The sequence below is a fragment of the Terrabacter ginsenosidimutans genome, from assembly GCF_039539425.1.
Lineage (GTDB): Bacteria > Actinomycetota > Actinomycetes > Actinomycetales > Dermatophilaceae > Terrabacter > Terrabacter ginsenosidimutans.
Genome location: NZ_BAABDC010000013.1, coordinates 11,445 through 31,759, shown reverse-complemented (window position 1 = coordinate 31,759; position 20,315 = coordinate 11,445). Strand labels below are relative to the sequence as shown.

Genomic DNA, 20,315 nt, shown 5'->3' with positions numbered 1-20,315 from the left:
CGAGTACCCGCCGCTACGAAGAAAGCAGGACCGACGCATGTCCGAAGACCCTTGGGCCAGCTACGAGGCGGCCGTTGTGCGGCTACATCTGCCGGACGGGTTGGTCGTCGTGGGCCCGGACCAGCCGGATAGAACTAGCGGGACATTCCCTCCCGCTGCCTCCGGCGGCGCCATCGTGGTGATCACGGCCCACAACCCGGGCGGTACCGAGGTCACGACGACGGAAAATGCACGGGCCCACCGTCAACTGTTGGAACGACTAGACCGGGAGGGAACGGAGTACCACCCGGCGGCCGGCGGCGACCAGAACTGGGCCCACGTCGAGGAGAGCGTCGCGATCCTAGGCATGGACGTGGAGGTAGCTTGTGGCATCGGGCGTGACTTCGGCCAGGACGCCATCTTCGTCTGGACCGACAACGGCTTGACCGTCACCTCCTGCACCACAGACGCGACGACACGCGCCGGCTGGCAGATCCTGGACGCCCCCGAGACTGCCCGGCGAGTGGACGAGGCCTACCGAAGGTTCGGGTTGGACAGTCCCTACGTCCAGGTGGCCCGCGCGTACGCGGCCGCGCAGCGTGTGATCGACGACACTAAGGACCCCGACGAAGCGGAGAGACTCGAGCAGCTGTCGCTGGCCTTCACCCAGGAGTACTGGCGACTCGCGGACGCCCGCGCCGGACGTGAGGCCGCCCGCCGCCGCCGGACTCGCCTACCTCCCTTGGAGGACGAAGAAGCCGCCCGCGCCCGGTACGCGCTGGCGCCAATCCTTGAGGCGGCGGCGTCTGGTGGCTTCGACCCAGACCTCTGGGTACCGGAAGCCGGCCGAGCGCTGGCCGACTCGATCGCGCCGCGCACCAGAGCCTTGGAGACGGAGGGCATACCTCGGCACCTCTTGGACCTGTGGAGTCATCTCTGCCATGCGGTTGAACAGGGCGACGCCGCCGGCGCTCGGGACGTGGCCGAGCGTCTTGGCGAATCCGCCCTGTTCTACGCCGCGGTCGCATCACGTCACCCGGAGCCATAACCGAAAGCGCGCCGCCGGCTCAAATCAATGTCCTCTTTGCGCGTTTGAGCCGCCTCGCAGTCCCCTGGCGTGGCACTCTGGTGAACAGGTTCAGAGAAGCGACGTGAACGCCTCGGAGTAGTCGCTCGGCAACCGGTCCCGCGCCGGTGCCCACCGAGGAAGACCTGACCGACTAGCGTCCGCCAGTCGGTAAGCGCGGGTTCCGGTTCTTGGGACCCAAGGAACCGAGAGGGACACCATGTCAAATGCCCCACCCGTGCGGTCCGAAGTCGCCACTCCCCCTGCGATCCTGGAGGCCGCGGTCGCCGCCGAAGCCGCGCGCGCCTGGGCCAGCACCGTACCTGCACCTGCGGCCGACTCCGACAGCCAGAATCTACGGGATCTGCCCGCAAGCGCCTGGTGCGCCCGCCCACCAACCGCCGACGAGCAGCAAGCTGAGGCCCTGCGCGCCGAGAAGGAACGCGAGTCCCAGCCCGATCCGGTCGAGGTGGAGCTCGACCAACTCGCGAGCCACCTCGTCGGAAGGGCGTACTACAGGAACCGCTCGACCTTTCCCGAACTTGGCATGGTGCCGGTCGCCAAACCAACCATGTCCGTGGAGGCGAGAAGGCGAGCGCACGGTTGCCGGATCGGCAGGGTGCGCATCTGGAAGTACTTCAGCAAGCAGGCCTTCGTCTGTCTGGACTGCCAATGGATCGGTGAACCCGTGCCCGCCCAAGTCGACGGGGTAGAACCAGATGCTTCCGCCGCAGCCGAGCACCCGTGCCGGAGTAAGAAGGCATGACCGAGCGACCAGACGCTGCGACTGGCATGGTCGTGCTGATCGATGACACTCGCCTCTTCCGCGACGGGCGCCCATGCCTGATGGCCCGCACCCCCGACCACGGGATCTACCTGCTCAATGAGCTTGCAGGACAATGGATCGACGAGCTGTGGCTGGACTACGACCTCTTCGACGAGAACAGCGAACCCATTGTGGAACACCTCATCGGACTAGCCGCGGCTGGGCACCCCGCTCGCATCCGCCAGATCCTCGTGCACAGCGCCCGCACCCTCGAGGGCTTCCAGATCACGACACGCCTCCGCCTCGCAGGGTACCCAGCGCGCCGCGAGTTCAGTGCCGGAATCTGGACTCGCAACCTAGACCGGCGGCCCCTCCCCCACGAATACCCGCGGACCGCACACACTTAAGGGTGCCCGCGGGCGCCCTGGCGAAGCCTGTCGAGCGACCGTCGCCTAGACGAAACAGGAGGGATCCTGTTCGGCTGCCTCGTTTTGCATTGTCGCCTTGGAACACAGTGCGAGTCATACATGCACTGGGATTGACGTCCCTGTCGGGGCGCGCAGCGAAGCTACGCCTAAACACGCTGCTCGTGCGGTTGAATCTGATCATGCTGGGTTGGAACATCTCCGTGTTGAGGCTTGATCCGCGACTGTCAGCGGGAGGCCCGGATTCTGGAGACTCCGTGCATGGACGGCTGACCATCGACGAGGCGCAAGCCCTTCCCGAGGTGACGACAGCCGCAGAGCGACTCGCGCTCTGGCAAGCAGGCGTAGGCGGTACCGATTGGCTGCATGCGCTGGTAGACGCCAATCGAGCGATCATGACCGCGGTGAACGGGTATCCCAGCATTTACTACGCCCTCGCAGCGGATGTGATTCCACAGCTTGAAGCGCCCCCGCACGCGAACGCGACCTGGCACTTTGACGTAGGCGACATCATCGACCCGCACTGGGTAGGAAGAGGCCCCGAGGTCGACGCTTCGGCGGCGGCCGCCTGTGCCCCTAATGAATGGCTGCTCGTGCAGGTGTGGGACGAAAGTTGATGCCTGCCGACACACCTCGCGCTGATGAACCGCGTGACGTCATGAGTTCAAGCAGCAGGTGGGGGGACAAACGAGTGACCACTCTTCCCGAGGGGTTTCTCGCAGCTTCCCCGGATGACACTTGGGCGGATCGCCGACGTGCGGATGGAACGCGCACCTTGTGGTTGCTGTCTGGATCGGGTGAGTCGCTGTTGAGGCGCTGGGACAGCGTCGACGAGGAGTGGTTGGTCGCCTCGGAGCAGGAGGTGGACTCCGTCCGTGAGGCATGCCAGCCCGGTTCGGAGTGGCTGACCCTGCTCGAGGACGAGATGACTCTTTACGGGACGCCCGATCCGTTGATGCTGGTCGACTGTCTTGCCGTGGACGGTGATGGCGGTGACCCCGACATCATCGACTGGCCTTTCGACGTGGAAAGGTTCCTTTCCGAGGACGACGTCTTCGACTATGAAGGAGACAATCTCCGGCGGTGCGCGCTCGTCAACGGGTACAGAGTTCACTTCGCGCCGTGCGGTGATCAGGCCGTGGCCTTCCTGAGCAACGAGGAGGAGGTCCTCGGGGACCTTATGGCCGAATTCCACTGGGGAAGCGAGGCCGGTATGGGCCCTGGGGCGGGCGGCTGGGTGCTCCACCGCAGCGGTGCCCAGCATGCGGTCACGACGCCTCGCGGCGACAATGCTGGCGAGAGCATGCGCGGCTTCACATTCCAGCCGGAACCCTCCGGGACGGCTCAACTTCTACGACAGTGGATGGACCACGTCGAGTACTCGTGCCCTGGGGTATTCGGCGCAGCCGCCATTGCATTGGAACCGCTGGACCCGGCCGGCATTCTGAGCGCCGAACGACGGCGGGACTGGGAAGTTCAACTAGGTGCCTTGACGAGCGGTTACGGAGAGACGATCGAGTTGACGGTTCGGACCGATCCATCGGTAACTGTCACGCTTCGAGCCATGCTCTCCAGCGACGACACTTACCGCTCGGTTCAGGAGGCTCTGGCCGACCCCGTCAAGGGCGACTGGATGCGCGCCGCGCTCGCCGAGGGAGACCTCTCGCCGTTGATGGGGCCTCGTGACTGAGGCCCGCTGCTTCGTACTGCAGCGGATCCCAACACATTCGACCCCGCCGCGTTCATGCAGATACTCATCCTCAATGCTGAGGATCCCGACAACTAGACTCAGATCGACTACCTGGGAGGAAACTTGAATAAGGCAGAATGGGCTGGCCGCCTGTCAGAGATCGTGGGGCCGACAGTCGGGACTTCGGAGCGCGTTTGGCTTGAAGGCTTTCCGGCCCCCGACCCGTCAGGGTTCCGGTTTCGGGCAGCACACCTCGAAGTTGACCCTTTAAACGGACAAGTGGACCTCAGTCCTGTCACAGCGACGCCGCAGGATGCTCTGCAGGCAGCCCGACAGATGGTCATGCGGGCAACACAACTCCGCCAAGAGACGGCCCGGGTGGCCGAAGAATTCGCAGGCAGGGCTGAGCGAGCCCGTCTCTTCAAATCTGCGGCCTCCAAAGAGGCGCAAGCGTGGGCAAGGCGACTGGCTCTGGTGGACGATTTCGTGGCCTCAGGTCGACTCCTAGTCTCCTCGGCCAGCGGTGGGCGGTCGCTAGACGTTGACACCTTCCAGAAGGGGACGAGACGACTGTTGGGTTGCTATGACTCATTCGTCGCCGCCTAAGCCCGCGCTCGCCGCTGGGCTCGTTAATCCTCTTTTGCGCCGACGCCGACTGGTCGCGCTAGAGCGAGCCGCCATGTCCGGTCGTCTGACTATCTGCGTGTCGCGTAGGCGATCTCTCGGCGCGACGGTGCGACGGTGCGACCTCCCTGAGGTGGCTATCTCTCGGCGGGCGAATCACCGGTGAGCACCCGGACCTCACGTACGGCAGTCGACAGGCGAACCAGGCTGTCGAGATCCGCGTCCGCCACCTTCACTCGCGCGCAGCCACCCGAGCCATGCGGGCGCAGTCGTGCATCTTTGGCCTGCGCCAAGAAGCCCTCAAGGTCATCGGCGTCGCACGCGACCAGGAAGGCGTCGATCGTCGTCTGGTAGCGCCTCCGCAGGGGCAATTCCATGTCAGGTCCCGCCCATGCCGCGGCGTCCCATTGAGCTGCAACCTCGACGAACCGCAGCGCACGCTCGTCCCATCCCGCAACGTCGGACAAGCGCGCAGCTTCAGCGATGATGTGGAGCCGGGCCCGGATCGCGTCCTTGAAGCCGGGCCCGCGGGCGACCATGTATGCGTCCAGGAACCGTGCTCGCAATGCCGACTCAAACGGTGAACCCGATGCCTTCCAGCGCAGGCTCAACTTCTCGAACCCCTCAGCGTCCCAATAGGGAGCACGCGCGAGGTTCTCGGCCTCGGCGACGACACTCTCCTGCTCAGCCCGCCGTTCCTCCGCATCCCGGATCGCGCGCTCCCGATCCGCCGTCGCCCGCGCCTCATCACGGGCCTCGAGATAGGCCGCTTCAACTCCCTCGAACGCTTCAGACAGCTCTGATTCGCCTTCGCTGGCGAAATGACCTGCCGTGATCCACCGCTGCTTGATCTCCCGGTACCGGCCGTCGGCAACGCTCCAGTCTGCGGTCCGCAGGAGAGCCTCCAACGCTGTGATCAGTTGCGTCTTCGTCGCAATCCGCGCCTCGCGGGCGCGCGCATCGCGCCTTGCGGCGGCCTCCGCCAATGCCCGAGCGCGCGCCGCGGCATACGTCGACTCCGCCTCCCGGAAGGCCTCCGAGAGCCAGGCCTCGTCGCCCTCTTTGAAGTGGCCCGTGCTATTCCAGCGCTTCTTGATGTTCTGGTGTCTGCGATCGGCGACCGACCAGTCGGTGGTCTGGGCGAGACCGTTCAGCTCGGCGATGAGCTTCTGCTTCACTGCGACTCTCGCGATCTTTGCGCGAGTCCGCTTGGCATCGGCCTGTTTGGCTAGACAAGCCTGCTCTGCGGCCACGAATCGGTTGCCAAGATCGGCGGTTCCGGAGCGGCCGAGGCCCCCGCCGGCTCGCCAGCGCTCGAGCACCTCAGCGAAGCGGGTGGAGACGGACTCCCACTCGGACGAGTGAGCCAATGTCTCCAGTTCGGAAACGAGGCGCTCCTTCTCGGCCAGCTCCGCACGCTGCGCGCTCACCACTCTGTTCTTTGCGCGGGAACATGCTGCGTGGAACCGAGCCCAGTGCGGATTGGCCTCGTCTTCGGATAGATGCTGCGCCCAGGTCGCAACCACCCGTTCAAGCTCGTCGAACCGTCGGATGGCCTTCTCAATGTCAACGACCTCAGCCTCGTCCTCGGCGATGGCGACGACCTTGAGAAGTCGCTCGATGATGTGCCTGGTCTGGCCCGGGGCCGACCGTGAGATCTGGATCGACCGAGGCGCTGCTCCGGTATCCAGCTCCACGAACGAGATGATGGTGTGCCCGCCTTCGTCCCACGGCCGCATCGCAGCAGCGGCTGCGCCACGAACACGTACCTCTTCATCCAGAAAGACCTGGAACTCGCGGTAGCCACCCTCCCACGTGACGCACCGCATGGCATGAGCGCCGCTGACGCGAGTCGAGGACTCGATCTGAATCGGAGCCCAACCGTCGACTTGCCAGCCTGCAAGACGGCGATCAGCGGACAGGCGCCGAGACGCCGTCGGCGCCGGTTTGGGGGCCAGAGCCACCGAGACTCGCGGGTTGTCCGTGCACGGGTGCTTCGGCCACGGAGGGCCGAGCTCGTCGAAGAGCACCCGACCACCCGAGGGTGCCTGGTAGAAGAACACGTTGTCGCCGCAGACTGGGCACCGGGCGTTGGGATCGGTGTAGCTCTCAAAGATCCGTGTGACGGGCAGCGAACGCCGACTGGCGGCTCGCCTCGGCGCCATTTGATACCCGCCCGGCGAACGACCGAGGTGACCTTCTCCGCCCCAGCCACACCGACAACCGGGTGGGTGGTTCGACGCATTACACATGTGACGCCTATCCAGGAAGCTCGAGCAAGATGTGATCGCAGCGAATCGAACGGATCCTACGAATAGGGATCAGGATCCGCTGCCCAATCGGACAACCTTCTGACTGGGCCCGGTGGTCCGAGTCGCCAACGCCTTGACAACGGTGAACCCGAGCGCGTGTCGTGGCATGCTTTTCGACGGTCACGACTGGTTCGGCCACCACGACGTCATCGCTCACGGTGGCATTCGATCACGTGAGACCGACATGTCGGCGCACGACGGCGTGCATCGTCGACCTCTCCGCGGTGGATCAACGCAAGCGACACATGATTTAGTCGAGCTCGAGGTCCCCGCCAACCCAGCAGCGGCGACCCTCGCCCTGCGACGCCAGAAATGCAACGGCGCGTTCTCAGATCCCGAACTCCTCATGGTCCCCGGCCCCCCAAGCACCGCCGTCCGCGGCGGCCACGCCTTCGGCCGCTTCCCTCTCCCTGGTCCTGGCAACCGGCAGCGAGCCATGATGACCGCGCGGACCTCGGAAACCGCCTCACATCAGCAACCATGCCCTTCTCCCTCCGCGCCGACGAGGACGCCTGCAAGGGCCACGCCTGAGGCGTGCGCCGCTGTCTCATCATGTCGCCCGTTGGGTATGCGGCGAATCGCGCGTAAGCCAGCGGACCGTCACATATGCGGGAGGGAAGCGAGTCAGGAAGGCGGCCGATTGCCGTTTAGGCATCACCATCGGTGTATGAGGAAGAGAGCCACTGACCCTCATGCGCTCGCCCCAGGATGGACTGGACGGCCTGACTCAGATCCGACTTACGCGTCAGCGGAATATCGGACATCGCTTTCACCGCTTCCCGCACGCGATACGCGGTCGTCAGATCGACGCCGAACTCCTCCAACACCCACGGCTTGAAACTCGGCCTCGGTGAAAGCTCCTTGAAGCGTCGAACGACAAATGCCCAACCGGGAAAATCAGGGCTGTGAAGCTGTCGGACAACGTCGTCGTCTATATAGGCAACAATGTCGGGCCAGCGAAGACCATAGACGTCGATGGGCCTCCCCTTGCGCTTGCACTCCCGCTCGAGTTCACGCAGAGACCTTTCTTCACCCGTCAGGAACCGATCGGGTCGAGACGACCGGACATGCTCCATCGACGCGTAGTCCACCATCACGCCAACAGGGACGTTCATGTGACGGAGTAGGAAATCCATGTCCGCGGTAGCGAGGAGATGGGAGGTGCCGTGCATGCGCAAGATCGCGACACCTGCCTCCCGCAGGTCCTGCCCGTACAGCTCTTCCAAGACGATTCGGTCATGCTCGCCCTCGACCACTAGGACGTAACTAACCAAGGACAACAGCTCGCCACGGGTCCATCCCATGGCTACTGCCAGACCGTGCCGTGCGTCAGTCTCCCCAGGCGTGAGCACGTGAATGGTAGTTCCGGCGAGCGTTGCCTCAACATGCACCAATTGCCAATGAGGAAGGTCGAGGAACTGGGGGCTGTGCGATGCCACAACGATGTTTTCGCCGCGCAACCTGAGGCGCTCGAGGGCACTGGCGATTGTGCGTTGCGCAGCAGGGTGCAGGTGCGCTTCCGGTTCGTCGATCACTCGGACCGTGGTCGGTCGCCGCAGGCTCGACAGCCCTGCGAACTGAGCCTCGACCAAGCCCCTATTCAACGGATCGTCAGCGTCCTTCAGCACCTCTTCCGCGGCCGCTACGAGCGGGTCATCAAGCGCGCGCAGCACGGCGACCATGGCCTCTCCGCTCCAATAGCCATCCCGGTCGTACAGTGTCTGCACCGCGGCGGTCACTTCACCGAGGGCCCCGATCAACTCCGACTCATGCACCCGCTCCAACATTGGCGCTTGCCATGCCGCGCGCGCTGCCGCCCTGGCAAGCGCCCGAGCGCCGCTGGCAAGGGCCTCGTCCACCCACCTGCGCTCCCCCGCCGAGAAGAACTCCAGAACGTTCGAGTCGCCTGTTCGGGCCACTGGCCGCTCCCGCCGCCTGTCGACTAGAGCTAGGTCTGGGCGGCCTTCGGCGATGATCTCGACTTCCATATGCGGGAGCGTGAGCGATAACTCCTCTTGCAATGCCTGTCGTAGCACGAGGTGAAGCCACCAGATCACGTCGGGATCAAACTCGACCGTGCCTATCGGAAGCAAGGACAGCTGCGCGGCGAGCTCTTTGGCTGATGTCTCGGCAACTTCGTAGGCCTCCTCTAGGTAGGCGTTCGCCTCTCGACTCTCGCGAGCCCTCGGGAGCCACTCAAGAGCAATAGGGCTCGCTTGCACGTCCGGCAACCGAACGAGCTCAACGAAGCCCGCAAAGTCGCTCAGGTCCGCAGGATCGAAGGCGCCGTGGAGCGACGGCCACGCGCTCAGCGACTCTAGATCGCCATGCCCGACCTCGGCGACGAGTGTGCGCGCGAGCCGGCGTTCTACTTTGTCCAGGCGGCTAACCGCATCGACGTGCTCGGCAATCTGAAGGGACTCTAAGTCGTACCGAACGTAGGCATGATAGAACCCCTCCTCCATCTCTCGAATCAGTTGCAGCACGTCCTCGTCGACGCCCTGTTGAGCAGATGCCAAGCCATCCGCGAAGGACCATCCTTCCGTTGCACCCAGCTCTTGCCACCAAGCACGGTCTTGAAGGACGCGCCCGACGACCGGGTACTTCTTGATAAGGTCCTCCCCTGCATGAGCGAGATTGAGAGGCGCTATCACGTCGGGTGCCAACGGCATCTCATCCCAAGCGACTCTGCAGACAATGGACAGCGACACCGACTCTAGGTCGGGAAATCGATGACGGGCCAACGCAACCGTGTGGTCAGTGCCGAGCAGGATCGCAAGCGCCTCCAGAAGGTTCGTCTTGCCGACACCATTCAGACCGAACAGGGCAATGCCGTCTGCCCATGGCAGCCAGACGTTTTGAAAGTTCTTGTATGACCGAATATGAACCGCAACGGGCTGCGGCCCACTTCTATGACTGGCTACCACGAAGACCCTCTTACCTATTGAGTGCACTCAACAACCTGCTACACGCTCACCGCGGCTCTCGTGCCCACCGCCTTAAAAAGGGTGGCGTCCATCCACGACGCCGAAAGGTTCATTGAGCAAGCGCGGAGTCGTCCTCTAGCTCCCGTTCTTCGGCAAGCTCGTCCTCCAGTACCTCCACCACGTCGACCGCCTCTTCTCGCTCCTGGGTGCCGTCGGTGACAGGATCGGCCGAGGGAGCGCCGTCCATCCACTCCTTGGGGTCGATGCCGTAGGTCTCAGACAACCAACGCAGCCGGTATACCGCCTGCGCCCGCCGGAACGTCTGCTCGGTCAGTTGAGCGCTCAGGGTGGCGTTCAAAGCAACACCTACGAATGGCACCGCCTGTGCCAGCTTTCGCTGCGTCAGCCGCAAACCGAGCATCTGATACGCCTTGGCGACCGCGCGGACGAGCACGTGCTCGTTGAGTTGCCTCCAAGTGGCCTGGCGCATCATCTGTTGCGTGAGTCGCGACAGCGCCGCCAAGGCCTGAGTCTTGGAGCCGAGCGAGGCCGCCACGCCAAGAGACAAGACGCCCATGGCAAAGAGCTCCTCGTCAGGCAGGCGCACGTCATAGCCGTAGCGGGTAGCGACAACGCCGATGGTGCGGCCCATCATCGCCATCGACGCGACGGAGTCCGCAGCCACAGCACCGACCACGACGGCTGCGGTGGTGCCGCCCGACACGGTAGTGGCAACCTCCGCACCTGTCACCGCCAGGGCGGTGACTGCGCCTTGGCCGGCGGAAGCGGCGGTGTAGCCGAACTTCGGCGGAATCATGGCGTCGCGCGCCTCAAGACTCAGTTTTCGGATGTCACCAAAAGTGCATACTTCCTGGTGCCGCTCGGCGTACCGCTTGAGGATCGAGTCAGGACGGGCGCTCCGCATGGCGGGCTGGAAGGTCAGCGCAAGGGTCCCGTCGAAGGCTTTCTCCGCGATTTCCTTGACCTGATCGGCGCCAGGCAGGTCGCTGAGCCTGTCGACGACCGCACTGCCCAACGACGAGATTCGGTCCCGGGCCTTCTTCGGGATCAACTTGCGGCGTGAAGGTGCATAGAGCACCCCGATGGACTGCTGCCAGGCCCTCTGCTCATACGGTGTCATTGCTTCGAAGCTCATCTTCACCATTCCTATTGACCTACTTGCGACGGACACGCGGGCAAAGTCTGCCTGAGCCACCCGCAAAGCGCAGACGCGGGCGCTTGATCGCGGTGCCAGCGAGGGCACACTCGCTGCCGAGCCCATCCGACTCATTCCGCATTGCGTGGCGCAGTGATCAAGGCCCCTAGCGCTCACCCGCCGTGATGCCCCTATTGGGCATCAGGTGCGGAATCCGGGGGTCTCGCTGATTCGCGGCACCATCTCAGGCTCGCCGGAGAGCCAAGCCTGAATCACGTCCGATTCTTCTGCGGTCAGTTCCATTGCGGCTGCTTCAGCTCGGCGCAGGACGTTATTCGTGAAGGCGGCGGAGATTTCCTCGGCGCTAGGCGCTGGTTGCCGATACACGGGACACCCACCGTACGAAGAGCCGCGGGCAACGAAGGCGACCGCATTGCGGCTCACGTCGACGCCCTGCTCCGCGAGCCGGTCTCGCGACCAGCGTGTCGCCTCTGTCAAGTTGAAGTGGTGCGTCCCGGCGTAGTCGGCAAGCACCCGGTACAAGGGTCGCCAACTGGATTGCGGAAGACGAGGCAGGTTCAGAACGGCACTCACCTTGCTCACGGGCTGAGGCAGTGTGGCCTGGAGACCTTGGGTCTCGGTGAGCCCCTCCGGCGCTTCGTGCCGACTCGCGTCCCACAACCAGTGTTGCGACAGTCGGAGATGCGGAAGGTCGAGGAGCTCCACGGCGCGCACGAAGCTACCGGCGCCGAACCACCCAGTGCGGGTAATCCACGGCCCAAGCTCTGTGCGCACCTCCCCGGCCAAGGACGCGAGGTTCAGCGGACGAAGCGCCTGAGAGTATCGGTCCCGGACCATGGAACCGAACGCCTCGAAGGGCTGCTCGAGGGCGGCGCTGTCGGACGGTCTTGGACTTGGGGGCGATTCACCGGCGTCCGCGGAGGCTTCTTCCGGCAGGACCGGCTGATCTACGTTGGGTTCTGCTTGGAGCAGCTCGAGGACGTCCTGACCGGTGACCAGTCTGTCGGCGATAGCGGTGAATGCGTCCGCCGCATCGGACGGGGAAACGATCGTAGTGCGCCTGTCGGCCGCACGAAGCCGTACCAGCAGGGCGGTCATGTCTGCATCACCGGAGGCGATGACGAACTCATCATAGGGAGACGTCATGCTGAGCGTGTCCATGGCGTCAACGACCATCCGGATGTCGGCGCCGTTCTTCGTGTGCGCCAGTCGGGGGCAGTCAACGACATCGAACCCGGCGCGCGTGAAGGAAGGCCGGAAGCGCGAGAAGTAAAGCCGCGGCCCACTCGCACCGGTATCCGGATGAGGGACCCAGCCAGCCGGATTCATATAGCAACGCAGGACGAGCCAGCGACGGTCACCATCGACGGTGAGCGAGGACGTGAGCCGGTCCAGCCACAACCTCGGCTCCTCGGCGAATTGGATGGCGGCTTCCGGATCTAGTTGGAGCAGGCCGCTAAAGACGTTGTCGAAATCTAGGTACAGCGCGGCCCGAACCGGTGTCATGAACGAGAACCTACCCTCGCAGTTGGGGAGCGTTCTGCTTAGTCAGTGCATTTCGCGCCAGATCGATTGAGCGCCTGCAGGTGGAGGCCCGTCTGCCGCCTTGAGCGCGTCGCCCATCCAGCGTGATTCGGCGTCGGTCTCGGCACAGTCTGCGCACAAGCACTCGGAGAAGACTTGGTCGTACTTCCAATCGGCACTGCCGGTGTAGTAACGATCAAACTCAGCCTTCACTTCATCAAGGTCGAACTTCCTCTCGCATCGGTCGCACACGGTCAAGGCTGGAGTGTTCTCGTCCATGCGCCCAGTGTCGCCGCTTGCCTCCTGCAACCCAAGCGCCGCGGCGCTCGAGGTCCAATGTGTCGCCGCTCCTTCAATGTGCAGCCCAAGACAGGCAACGCGGCTCCAGCTACAGTCCCAGCGCCTCCCGGTCCTTCTCCGACAGGACTACCGTTCGTGGCGTCCAGGCTCCCGGCTGCTTCGACCCCTCGTGCAGCCCGACGAGCCGGCATCGGGCCATGATGACGGCCCTGACCTCTCGTGCCGCCTCCACATCACCAGCCATGGCCTGGTCCCATAAGGCGGCCTGCAGGGCGTCCAACCGCGCCAGCTCGAGCTGCTGGTGGTTCTCGACGGCGTCCTTGCCGTGGCGGGCCAGCGCGGCGTGGACGATGTGGTGCACGGTGCCGCGGTTGGCGTAGCCGAGCTCATCGGCGATCTCCTGGTAGGTGCGACCCTCCGTGGCCAACTCGACGGCGCGGGCCTGCCGGGCAGCGGCGAGGGCGCGGTTGCGGTGCTTGCCGGAGACGAGGGGGATGGCTGCAGGGAGGCTCATGAGAACCATTCTCGCCGCCGGTCTTGCTGTCGTGCTGCAACCTCGCCGGTCGGTCACGTCATCCGTCAAAGCGCGTGTCCATTGTCTGGCAGGGCGTTGTCCGATGGGCCGCATATAGGGACGGCATGAAAAAGGCCATAACGGCAAATCACCCGACCCGGTAGTGCCACGATCAGTGGACAGGGGGCCCGAGATCTCAAGGCCCGGATTTGCCGTGTGGAGGGTCTCGTGACTACCAGTCCGTATCAACCCGTTCGTGAACCGGAAACGCTGAACGGTTCGCCGTTGCCCGCGACCCTTTCTCCGGTGCCCAGCGGAGGTCGAGGAAGGGTCGCGTCCTGGGTGGTGGCGGCTCTCCTGCTCGCCAACTTGGGAGTTCTGGGCTACGGCGTCGTGCAGCAACGTCAAGGCGATGCCAAGGTCACCGAACTGACAGCGGCTCTGGGTAAGCAGGCCTCACTGATCAAGGATTTGCGCACTGACCTCGGAACCGTGAGCAAACGAGCGGCGGGGGCCGAGGCTGCAGCAAAGAGCGCCAGCAATGACGCGGCGAGGGCGAGTGACGCCGCGTCGAAAGCGGGCACTGAGGCGTCCAAAGCCAACACCGAGGCCTCGAAGGCGACCAAGGCGCAGCAGGAGGCAAAGGCAGCGACGCTTGATACGAAGAGCGTCGCCGATAAGGCGACGCCCTCCATCGTCACCGTCCACTGCGGGTCCGCTCTCGGGTCAGGATTCGCGATTAAGGCGGCCTCACCCAGCGGATACCAGACGGCCATCCTGACCAATGAGCACGTCGTCGACGAATGCACGCTCGTCGGCGGGCCAGACCCCTATGCCTCGCACGGAACCACCAAGTTCGCCGCGACGCTAGGCGAGTTCGACACCTACAACGACCTTGCGATCATCTACATCAAGCCGAAGCTCTCACCACTCGAGGTCGCCGCAACCGCGACCGTCGGCGACCCTGTCGTCGCGATCGGCTCCCCGTACGGTCTCGAGGGCACTGTCACCACCGGCATCATTTCCCGCATGAACCAGGACTGGTACCAGACCTCGGCGCTGATCAATCACGGCAACTCCGGCGGACCACTGCTCGATCGCAGGGGCGACGTCCTGGGCGTGAACACGATTGACGTCGGCGGCGGAGGCACCGGGCTCGGTGGCTCCATCCGGTTCCGCCTCGTCTGCCAGGTCATCGCCAAATCGGCGTGTAGCTGACCTGCTCCGCTGCCAAGTAGTCCGGCCGCCCGAGCGCGAGGTGGGACCGCAGGCTGTGCGCTGGGTGCTCCACGGCGGTCACTGCCCGAACGCGGCCTCGTACTTTTCGGCGACCGACGGCTTGAGCTTCCCCGTGACGCGCAGCAGAACCGGCCCGTTCTGGGTGTGGTACTCCCTCCCCTAGGGCCCCGTTGGCGCCCTTCAGGATCGCGAGGATGTACTGGGAGCGCTGCGTGGCGGACGCCTCGTCCGGCCAGACCTCGACACTTGCGCTCTCTGGTCCTTCGGGTCCTTCGGATCCTTCGCTGCCTGCCTCTCGGCTCGAGAAGCCGCCCGAGGGCTGCCGCGAGCTCACCGGGATCGTCGTGCGTGGCTCTCAGAATGCGGTTGGCGGCCGTTCCCCACCCCGGAGTTGCCGATTCGTACTTGGGGCCTGCGTCCTATTGACACCATATGTTCCATGGGTCGACGCAAGATGGCAGCGGTGTTGGGGCTGGGCGCCTGGAGCGCACTTTGCGGTATCGGAGGCGCGGTAGACGCCGTGCAACTCCCCGCCGTCCAGGAGAACCTCCGCTGAGCCGACGGCTCACGGGGGATCCAGGGGCAGACTGGGCCTGCCGGCCCCGCTGGCTCGGTCGGACCTGCAGGGCCTGCCGGGACGGCCGGCAAGGACGGGGCGAGTACTTCCGCAGTGGATCTCCCTCGGCTGCTCTCCGGTGTCGCAGTGGTCAGCAACGGCGACTGTCCGCTGGGGAGCTCCGTCACGGGCAGAGTCGTGACTCCGGTGGACCTCATGCGGGACCCGATCGCCGCAACGACCGCACCGCCGTCTCGTCTGGTAGTCACCTCGGCCAAGCTCTGTGCCTTCTGAATCGCATCTGCCCAACCGATCCTCAGCTTCTCCACCAAGGGCGACTACTGAGCCAGGTCGGACACACGTTCTTCGGCGTTGACGGACTTGGTCGCGCCTTCCGGCACTGGGTTCGCCGTCACGTACGCCTTGGTGGCCTCGTACTGGTCGGCGATCCACTGATCGAGCATCGTGACTTCGACCCGCCAATGCCCGCGTCCGCCGATCTTGATGGCTGGCAGATCTCCGGTTCGTACGAGCGAGTAGACCTGCGCCAACGTCGTGGCGAGTAGGACTGCAACATCGTCCAGGGTGTAGAACCGCGGCGCCAGCTGCGACGCAGCCGCCTTGACGGAGTCCGATCTCTTCCGAGGCATGCTCGACATGATGTCAGGCGGCATGTGGCTGCCCCTCGACCCCAACCGACCAACTTCACTTCCCGCGCCCTTCGCTCGCTCGTTGCAGACCCCACTGCAAGACGGAAATGCGAAGGGCTCGAAGGACCCGCTCGGATGACCCCTATTAAGACCCGACTGGTGAGTGCACCGCGACGGTCCTTCGGGTCCTTCGCTCGTCACCCGATCCTTGTGAGCCGCTCGGCAGAGAGCCACTGTTGCACGAGGACGCGGTCGGCCTCGATGAGGTAGGCGACCAAGGCGAACCAGGCGCCGTCCCGCTGCTGCCACTCGACGACGATCCCTGGATGGGGTCCTGGGGCGTCGGGTCCACCAGGAACCCAGCAGTGCCGGCGGCTCGGTGGGGTGGGCGGGATCGGATGCTCGTGCCCCCGTCCTGATCCGCCAGCCATCGCACAAGTGTGGCTCATCCTCGAACACCTGTTCTACCGATCCGCTCGACGGCCGCCGAGCAGGTGCCCGGCGCTGACCGCGACGTGGCACCGACCTCGCCTCCTCCGGCTAGCCGCCTCGCCAGAGACGCGTGGATGCCGGGATGCGCGACGTCCTGGCAATCCTCCCGAATTCAGGACATCTGGTGCAGGGGGCCCGTAGCCTCCAGGGGCACGTGAACCAGGGGAGAATCTTGAAGCTTCAAATGAAGGCCGCCCTTGCGGCTCTTGCGGTTATCGCGCCCCTCGGCGGCTGCTGCACCGCGCAGCAGCTCGCCACTACGCCGGTCAAGGGCTTGCGAGTGGCGTCACAATCCGCCTCGCTCGTGAGCACCTCCACCGCCGATGCAGCGGCTCAGCAGGCGGTCCAAGACGCGGCCGCGGCTCAGGCCTCTGCAGCGCAAGCCAAGGCCGCGACTGACGCCAGAGCTGCCGCGGCGAAGGCTGCCGCCGCCGCGAAGGCGAAGGCTGCCGCTGCCGCGAAGGCGAAGGCTGCCGCCGCCGCGAAGGCGAAGGCTGCCGCTGCCGCGAAGGCTCAGGCTGCCGCCCAGGCTCAGGCCGCGGCCCAGGCCCAGGCCCAGGCCCAGGCCTCCCAGGACGCCGCTGCTGCGGCCGCAGGCTCATTCGACAAGGCATATGCCAAGGTCATCGCTGGCCGAATCATCAGAGACATCGCAACCGGAGACGAGCGATTCCTTGATCGTCCAGACCTCGGTGGATCGACCACCATGGACTTCCTATCGAGCGACATGGAAAAGCTCTTGAGCTGCGGCACCCCCGGTGGCGTATCGGCGGCGAAGTACCAGGCACTGGTCACGACGCTGCAGGACTTCTACGCCAAGGCGGCCATGCAGCTTCCCGATGACATCACCGGCGCCGCGGCCACCTACACAGTGGCCAGACAGCACACCGCTGACCTACTCAAGATGCTCAACCCCGCCTTGGGAACGAGCTACTCGTTGCCTCGGTGGAGTTACACGTGAATAGCGCGCGGGCAGGACGCGCTAGCCCAACTGCAACCAGCACCCTCGGCTGTGTGGCGTGGTGAACGGAGCTAGTCGATGATGGTGGACCGACCTGGCCGACTGCTGTCACAGGCGGGGGCATCCTTCGCGGTGCTGCCGGTCCCAGACCTTGAATCATTCGCCGCGCGACGGGCGGACCCCGCACTGGTCGATATTGAACTTCTCACGCCCGACCGGCTGGTGCGATACCTCGGCCGACGTGTAGGGCTCAAGTCTTTGGACGAGCTCGCGGGTGCATACATGGACGCAGCGTCCGTGGACCATCCGGAGGTGGCCGTGCCCTCCGTTCAGGACCGCGAGGCAGGGTTGCTGGTCAGTTTCCTTGAGTCCACGCCTTTCTCAGTCACTGTCGAGATCCAAGTGAATCCCGAGCTCGAGGGTGAAATCCTCGATCCTGACGGTTTGAGCTTCGATGTGACCCGTGCCGCGCTGGTGACCGCCGCCATCGAGCTGCGTGAATGGCTGGGTCCCGATGCAACGGAACGGGACCTGCAGTGAGCGCGTTGGGCAATGCCTTGGAGCTTCCTGATGGGAGCCGCCTTGCGGCCGTCACTCTTACTCCGCGTGCATCGGAGTGCCGCGAATCAGACGCTCAGTTGTTCCTGCACCGGATCAGGTTCCAAGATGTCGTCGAACCTGGCCCCGCGACGCAGGCGCTGTCCTGCTTCATCGAACCAGCCGTCGTCACGTTGTCGGGTTCGGAGCCCGACGGGCGAGGCTGGGGTGCCCTGTTCCAGTACGTTCGATGGCCGCGCCTGCCCCGACGCGTGCCCCTGCGGGCGCAACTGCTGGCCGCAGCCGGATTCGCGCGGGCCCTTCACCTCACCGGACTCGCTGGCGAGGTCGTCCACCAGAACTACGGCGAGGCCACACTGCGACAGTGGTACTCCCCCTCGATCCACAGCGTCGAAACATGGCCGGCGATGGACCTTCTCTCCGGACTCGTCCTCGAGCTAGCGACCAACGTGCCCCTGGAAGACCTGGCCCGGCAGGCCAACGATCTGAGCCTGGACGGATCCGATGTGCACGAGTATCGCGAAGCCCATTTCGCCCACCTGCTCCGGGAGTGGGCCTCCACGTACGAAGGGCCTGGCGCCCATTGACTCGACGGGTCTCCAGAACCTCAAAGACACTGCGGTCGCGAGCCCGACATGATTGGTTGGCTTCCGGAGGGGGCCCGATGAGCCGGCCGCGGACGAGCCGTGGGACGCATTCGGCCGATCCGTGGAGCTGAGAGGAAGTCTCGGTATGGAAGTAGGGCACACCGCGCCGAGGGCGTCCCGCGGGAGTTCAGCCGCTCAGGAGGCGGTGCGCTGCCTCGAGTCGTGGGAGTGGCACCCGGAACCTGACGGCGACCTGATCACCTTCGACTTCGATGGCATCCCAGGAGTTGCTGACCTGCGCGCACGTCGCGGTCTGGGTGGCCCCCTCCTCAGGGTGGCTTTCGTGATCGACGACAACCCGCACGCAGACCTCGCGAGAACCTGGGCGAAGACCACTAATGCCTCCATCGGTTCGGTGCACGTCACAAGCTCGGCTCCGCCGCACGTCCTGTTCGTGGTCGAGGTGCCGCTTGCGAAGTGCGACGCAAACCAGGGCCGGGATCTCGAGGCGGCGGCATCTAAGGTCTGGGACGCCTGGGAGGCCGCGGTGCAGACCGAGGAGCAGATCCTTGTCGGACACCTGAGGAACTGGGGCCTGGAGCCCGACACAGCGGATCTCACCGCGCCGGCAGACCACCCCTCGGGCTGGGTGTCCTTCCACGGGGACGACGTGTCGGGGCGGGTCTACCGAACGGGCGAGCAGCTGGCGCGAGTCCGGGTCATGTACGTGCTGGATCCGAGCCCGAACGAGGACACCGCACGCTCGTGGATGGCGCGGCCGCGCGAGGGTGGCATGGGCCGAATCGAGTTGGAGCAAGTTGATGACGAGCCGCCATATCTCCGTCTGGTGGACGAACTTCCGTACGACGACCCGCGTCAGCGCGGCCGGAGGCTGCGGGATCGAGCCGCGAAGCTGTGGTGGTCCTGGTACGAGTTCAGCCTCACGGAGGTGCTGCCGCCCCCTGATCTCAGCTGGGAGCAGGCGCTGACCCAAGCACCCCGAAGCGCGTGGCTGCTGCTGGGGGACGAAGCCAGCTACCCGAGCGCCGATGCGCTGGCGCGACAAACTGCGGCAGCCGAACGAGGCGTCTTCGACGTCTGGACCGCGAGCCCCCAGACCCAGCCAGGGGACCTCCTGCTCTTCTACTTCACGGGTAAACGCAAGGCCGTCCACTTCGCCGCCCGTGCCGTCTCTTACGCCCACTTCCGCGGCGACATCAGTGTCAACGCGACCACGGAGGTCAACGACCATCAGTGGTGGGTCAGAGTGAGCCCAATGATCGAGCTGAACTCGATACCGCTGGACAGCCTCCGCGAAGCGTTCAACGGGCACCTAATGCTGAAGGGCCGATCAGGCCGGTACATCCCGACCGCGGCAGTCAGTCAGATCTTGGCGCAGGCCCGCGCGCGCCGACCGAGGGAAGGCCGCCGCATGCTCAAACCTGTCCGCGCGTCGGTGGCACTCCCCCGAACACTGAGCCGGTGGCGCGACTTCACCGCCGGAGAGCTAACCCTCACTGGCAGACGAGTCTTGGAGGCACGTATCGAAGAGCACATCGTCAACCCGCTCCTGTCGCTCGCCTGCATCACGTTCTACCAGCAGCAGTACCGGGTAGGCCGCGGGTTCGCCGACTACGTCGTTCAGGACAGTGGCCTCCCGGCGTCCGTCATCGAGGTGAAGGTCCGTGTCAAGGAGCCGCTGCACGCTCCGTGGGTCACGTCTCCCGACTTCGCTCAAGTCATGCGGTACTCCCACGCACTGGGCGGCTGCCCGGCGATGCTCATCGACTCCCACCGGGTCTTCCTCATTGGCCCCGGAGACGACTCACCGTCGCGGATCATCGAGCGCGCCCGAGCGAACCGCAACGATCTGAAGGACATCCGATCCCACCTGCTGGGTCACTGAACGGCGCCACCCGCACTCTCGCACCGAATGGCGCCCCCGAGCGCTCAGGCGAATTGGTCGGC

General features: G+C 65.0%; 17 protein-coding genes and 1 riboswitch. Of the genes, 10 read left to right on the top strand and 7 right to left on the bottom strand.

Annotated features, from left to right (window positions below; genetic code table 11):
• The first annotated feature begins 37 nt into the window (after positions 1–37).
• From ABD831_RS21145 to ABD831_RS21125, 5 genes are all read left to right on the top strand, one after another.
• Positions 38–1,027: a DUF3293 domain-containing protein gene (locus ABD831_RS21145; protein WP_344951713.1), complete on the top strand. Its 990-nt coding sequence runs from the start codon at positions 38–40 to the stop codon at positions 1,025–1,027.
• Positions 1,028–1,114: 87 nt separating this feature from the next.
• Positions 1,115–1,229: riboswitch (SAM riboswitch) on the top strand.
• 36 nt (positions 1,230–1,265) lie between these two features.
• Entirely contained in the window at positions 1,266–1,811 is a 546-nt protein-coding gene (locus tag ABD831_RS21140) for a hypothetical protein (RefSeq protein ID WP_344951710.1), read from the top strand.
• Positions 1,808–2,218: a cyclic-phosphate processing receiver domain-containing protein gene (locus tag ABD831_RS21135; RefSeq protein WP_344951707.1), complete on the top strand. Its 411-nt coding sequence runs from the start codon at positions 1,808–1,810 to the stop codon at positions 2,216–2,218. The genes ABD831_RS21140 and ABD831_RS21135 overlap by 4 nt, the downstream gene beginning before the upstream one ends.
• A 188-nt stretch (positions 2,219–2,406) precedes the next feature.
• Positions 2,407–2,853 carry a hypothetical protein gene (locus ABD831_RS21130; RefSeq protein ID WP_344951705.1) on the top strand — a complete coding sequence of 149 codons (447 nt, stop codon included), beginning with the start codon at positions 2,407–2,409 and terminating at the stop codon, positions 2,851–2,853.
• A 74-nt stretch (positions 2,854–2,927) separates the two neighbouring features.
• Positions 2,928–3,926 carry a hypothetical protein gene (locus ABD831_RS21125; protein WP_344951703.1) on the top strand — a complete coding sequence of 333 codons (999 nt, stop codon included), beginning with the start codon at positions 2,928–2,930 and terminating at the stop codon, positions 3,924–3,926.
• A 761-nt stretch (positions 3,927–4,687) separates the two neighbouring features.
• Here ABD831_RS21125 and ABD831_RS21120 read toward each other — a convergent pair.
• The 6 genes from ABD831_RS21120 to ABD831_RS21095 all read right to left on the bottom strand — a co-directional run bounded on the left by ABD831_RS21120 (position 4,688) and on the right by ABD831_RS21095 (position 13,304).
• Positions 4,688–6,613 carry a DUF349 domain-containing protein gene (locus ABD831_RS21120; protein WP_344951701.1) on the bottom strand — a complete coding sequence of 642 codons (1,926 nt, stop codon included), beginning with the start codon at positions 6,611–6,613 and terminating at the stop codon, positions 4,688–4,690.
• Positions 6,614–7,509: 896 nt separating this feature from the next.
• On the bottom strand, positions 7,510–9,789 hold the full coding sequence (locus tag ABD831_RS21115; RefSeq protein WP_344951699.1) for an AAA family ATPase: 2,280 nt from the start codon (positions 9,787–9,789) through the stop codon (positions 7,510–7,512).
• A gap of 109 nt (positions 9,790–9,898) precedes the next feature.
• A complete protein-coding gene (locus ABD831_RS21110) occupies positions 9,899–10,945 on the bottom strand; it encodes an EcsC family protein (RefSeq protein WP_344951696.1) in 1,047 nt (348 codons plus the stop codon).
• A 201-nt stretch (positions 10,946–11,146) separates the two neighbouring features.
• Positions 11,147–12,472: an NYN domain-containing protein gene (locus ABD831_RS21105; protein WP_344951693.1), complete on the bottom strand. Its 1,326-nt coding sequence runs from the start codon at positions 12,470–12,472 to the stop codon at positions 11,147–11,149.
• A 42-nt stretch (positions 12,473–12,514) separates the two neighbouring features.
• Positions 12,515–12,769: a hypothetical protein gene (locus ABD831_RS21100; protein ID WP_344951690.1), complete on the bottom strand. Its 255-nt coding sequence runs from the start codon at positions 12,767–12,769 to the stop codon at positions 12,515–12,517.
• 109 nt (positions 12,770–12,878) lie between these two features.
• A complete protein-coding gene (locus tag ABD831_RS21095; RefSeq protein WP_344951687.1) occupies positions 12,879–13,304 on the bottom strand; it encodes a hypothetical protein in 426 nt (141 codons plus the stop codon).
• A gap of 228 nt (positions 13,305–13,532) precedes the next feature.
• On the opposite strand from ABD831_RS21095, the gene ABD831_RS21090 reads away from it, so the two are divergent.
• On the top strand, positions 13,533–14,522 hold the full coding sequence (locus ABD831_RS21090; protein WP_344951684.1) for a S1C family serine protease: 990 nt from the start codon (positions 13,533–13,535) through the stop codon (positions 14,520–14,522).
• Between the two features lie 915 nt (positions 14,523–15,437).
• On the opposite strand, the gene ABD831_RS21085 is transcribed toward ABD831_RS21090, so the two are convergent.
• Positions 15,438–15,773, bottom strand: coding sequence for a helix-turn-helix domain-containing protein (locus ABD831_RS21085; RefSeq protein WP_344951682.1), 336 nt, complete (start codon positions 15,771–15,773; stop codon positions 15,438–15,440).
• 550 nt (positions 15,774–16,323) lie between these two features.
• On the opposite strand from ABD831_RS21085, the gene ABD831_RS21080 reads away from it, so the two are divergent.
• From ABD831_RS21080 to ABD831_RS21065, 4 genes are all read left to right on the top strand, one after another.
• Positions 16,324–17,202: a hypothetical protein gene (locus ABD831_RS21080; RefSeq protein ID WP_344951679.1), complete on the top strand. Its 879-nt coding sequence runs from the start codon at positions 16,324–16,326 to the stop codon at positions 17,200–17,202.
• A 78-nt stretch (positions 17,203–17,280) separates the two neighbouring features.
• Positions 17,281–17,742 (top strand): hypothetical protein, encoded by a 462-nt coding sequence (locus ABD831_RS21075; protein ID WP_344951676.1) that lies wholly within the window; start codon positions 17,281–17,283, stop codon positions 17,740–17,742.
• A 98-nt stretch (positions 17,743–17,840) separates the two neighbouring features.
• Positions 17,841–18,347 carry a hypothetical protein gene (locus tag ABD831_RS21070; RefSeq protein ID WP_344951672.1) on the top strand — a complete coding sequence of 169 codons (507 nt, stop codon included), beginning with the start codon at positions 17,841–17,843 and terminating at the stop codon, positions 18,345–18,347.
• Between the two features lie 343 nt (positions 18,348–18,690).
• Complete coding sequence (locus ABD831_RS21065) at positions 18,691–20,253, top strand: hypothetical protein (RefSeq protein WP_344951669.1); 1,563 nt, start codon at positions 18,691–18,693, stop codon at positions 20,251–20,253.
• The last annotated feature ends 62 nt before the right edge of the window (positions 20,254–20,315 follow it).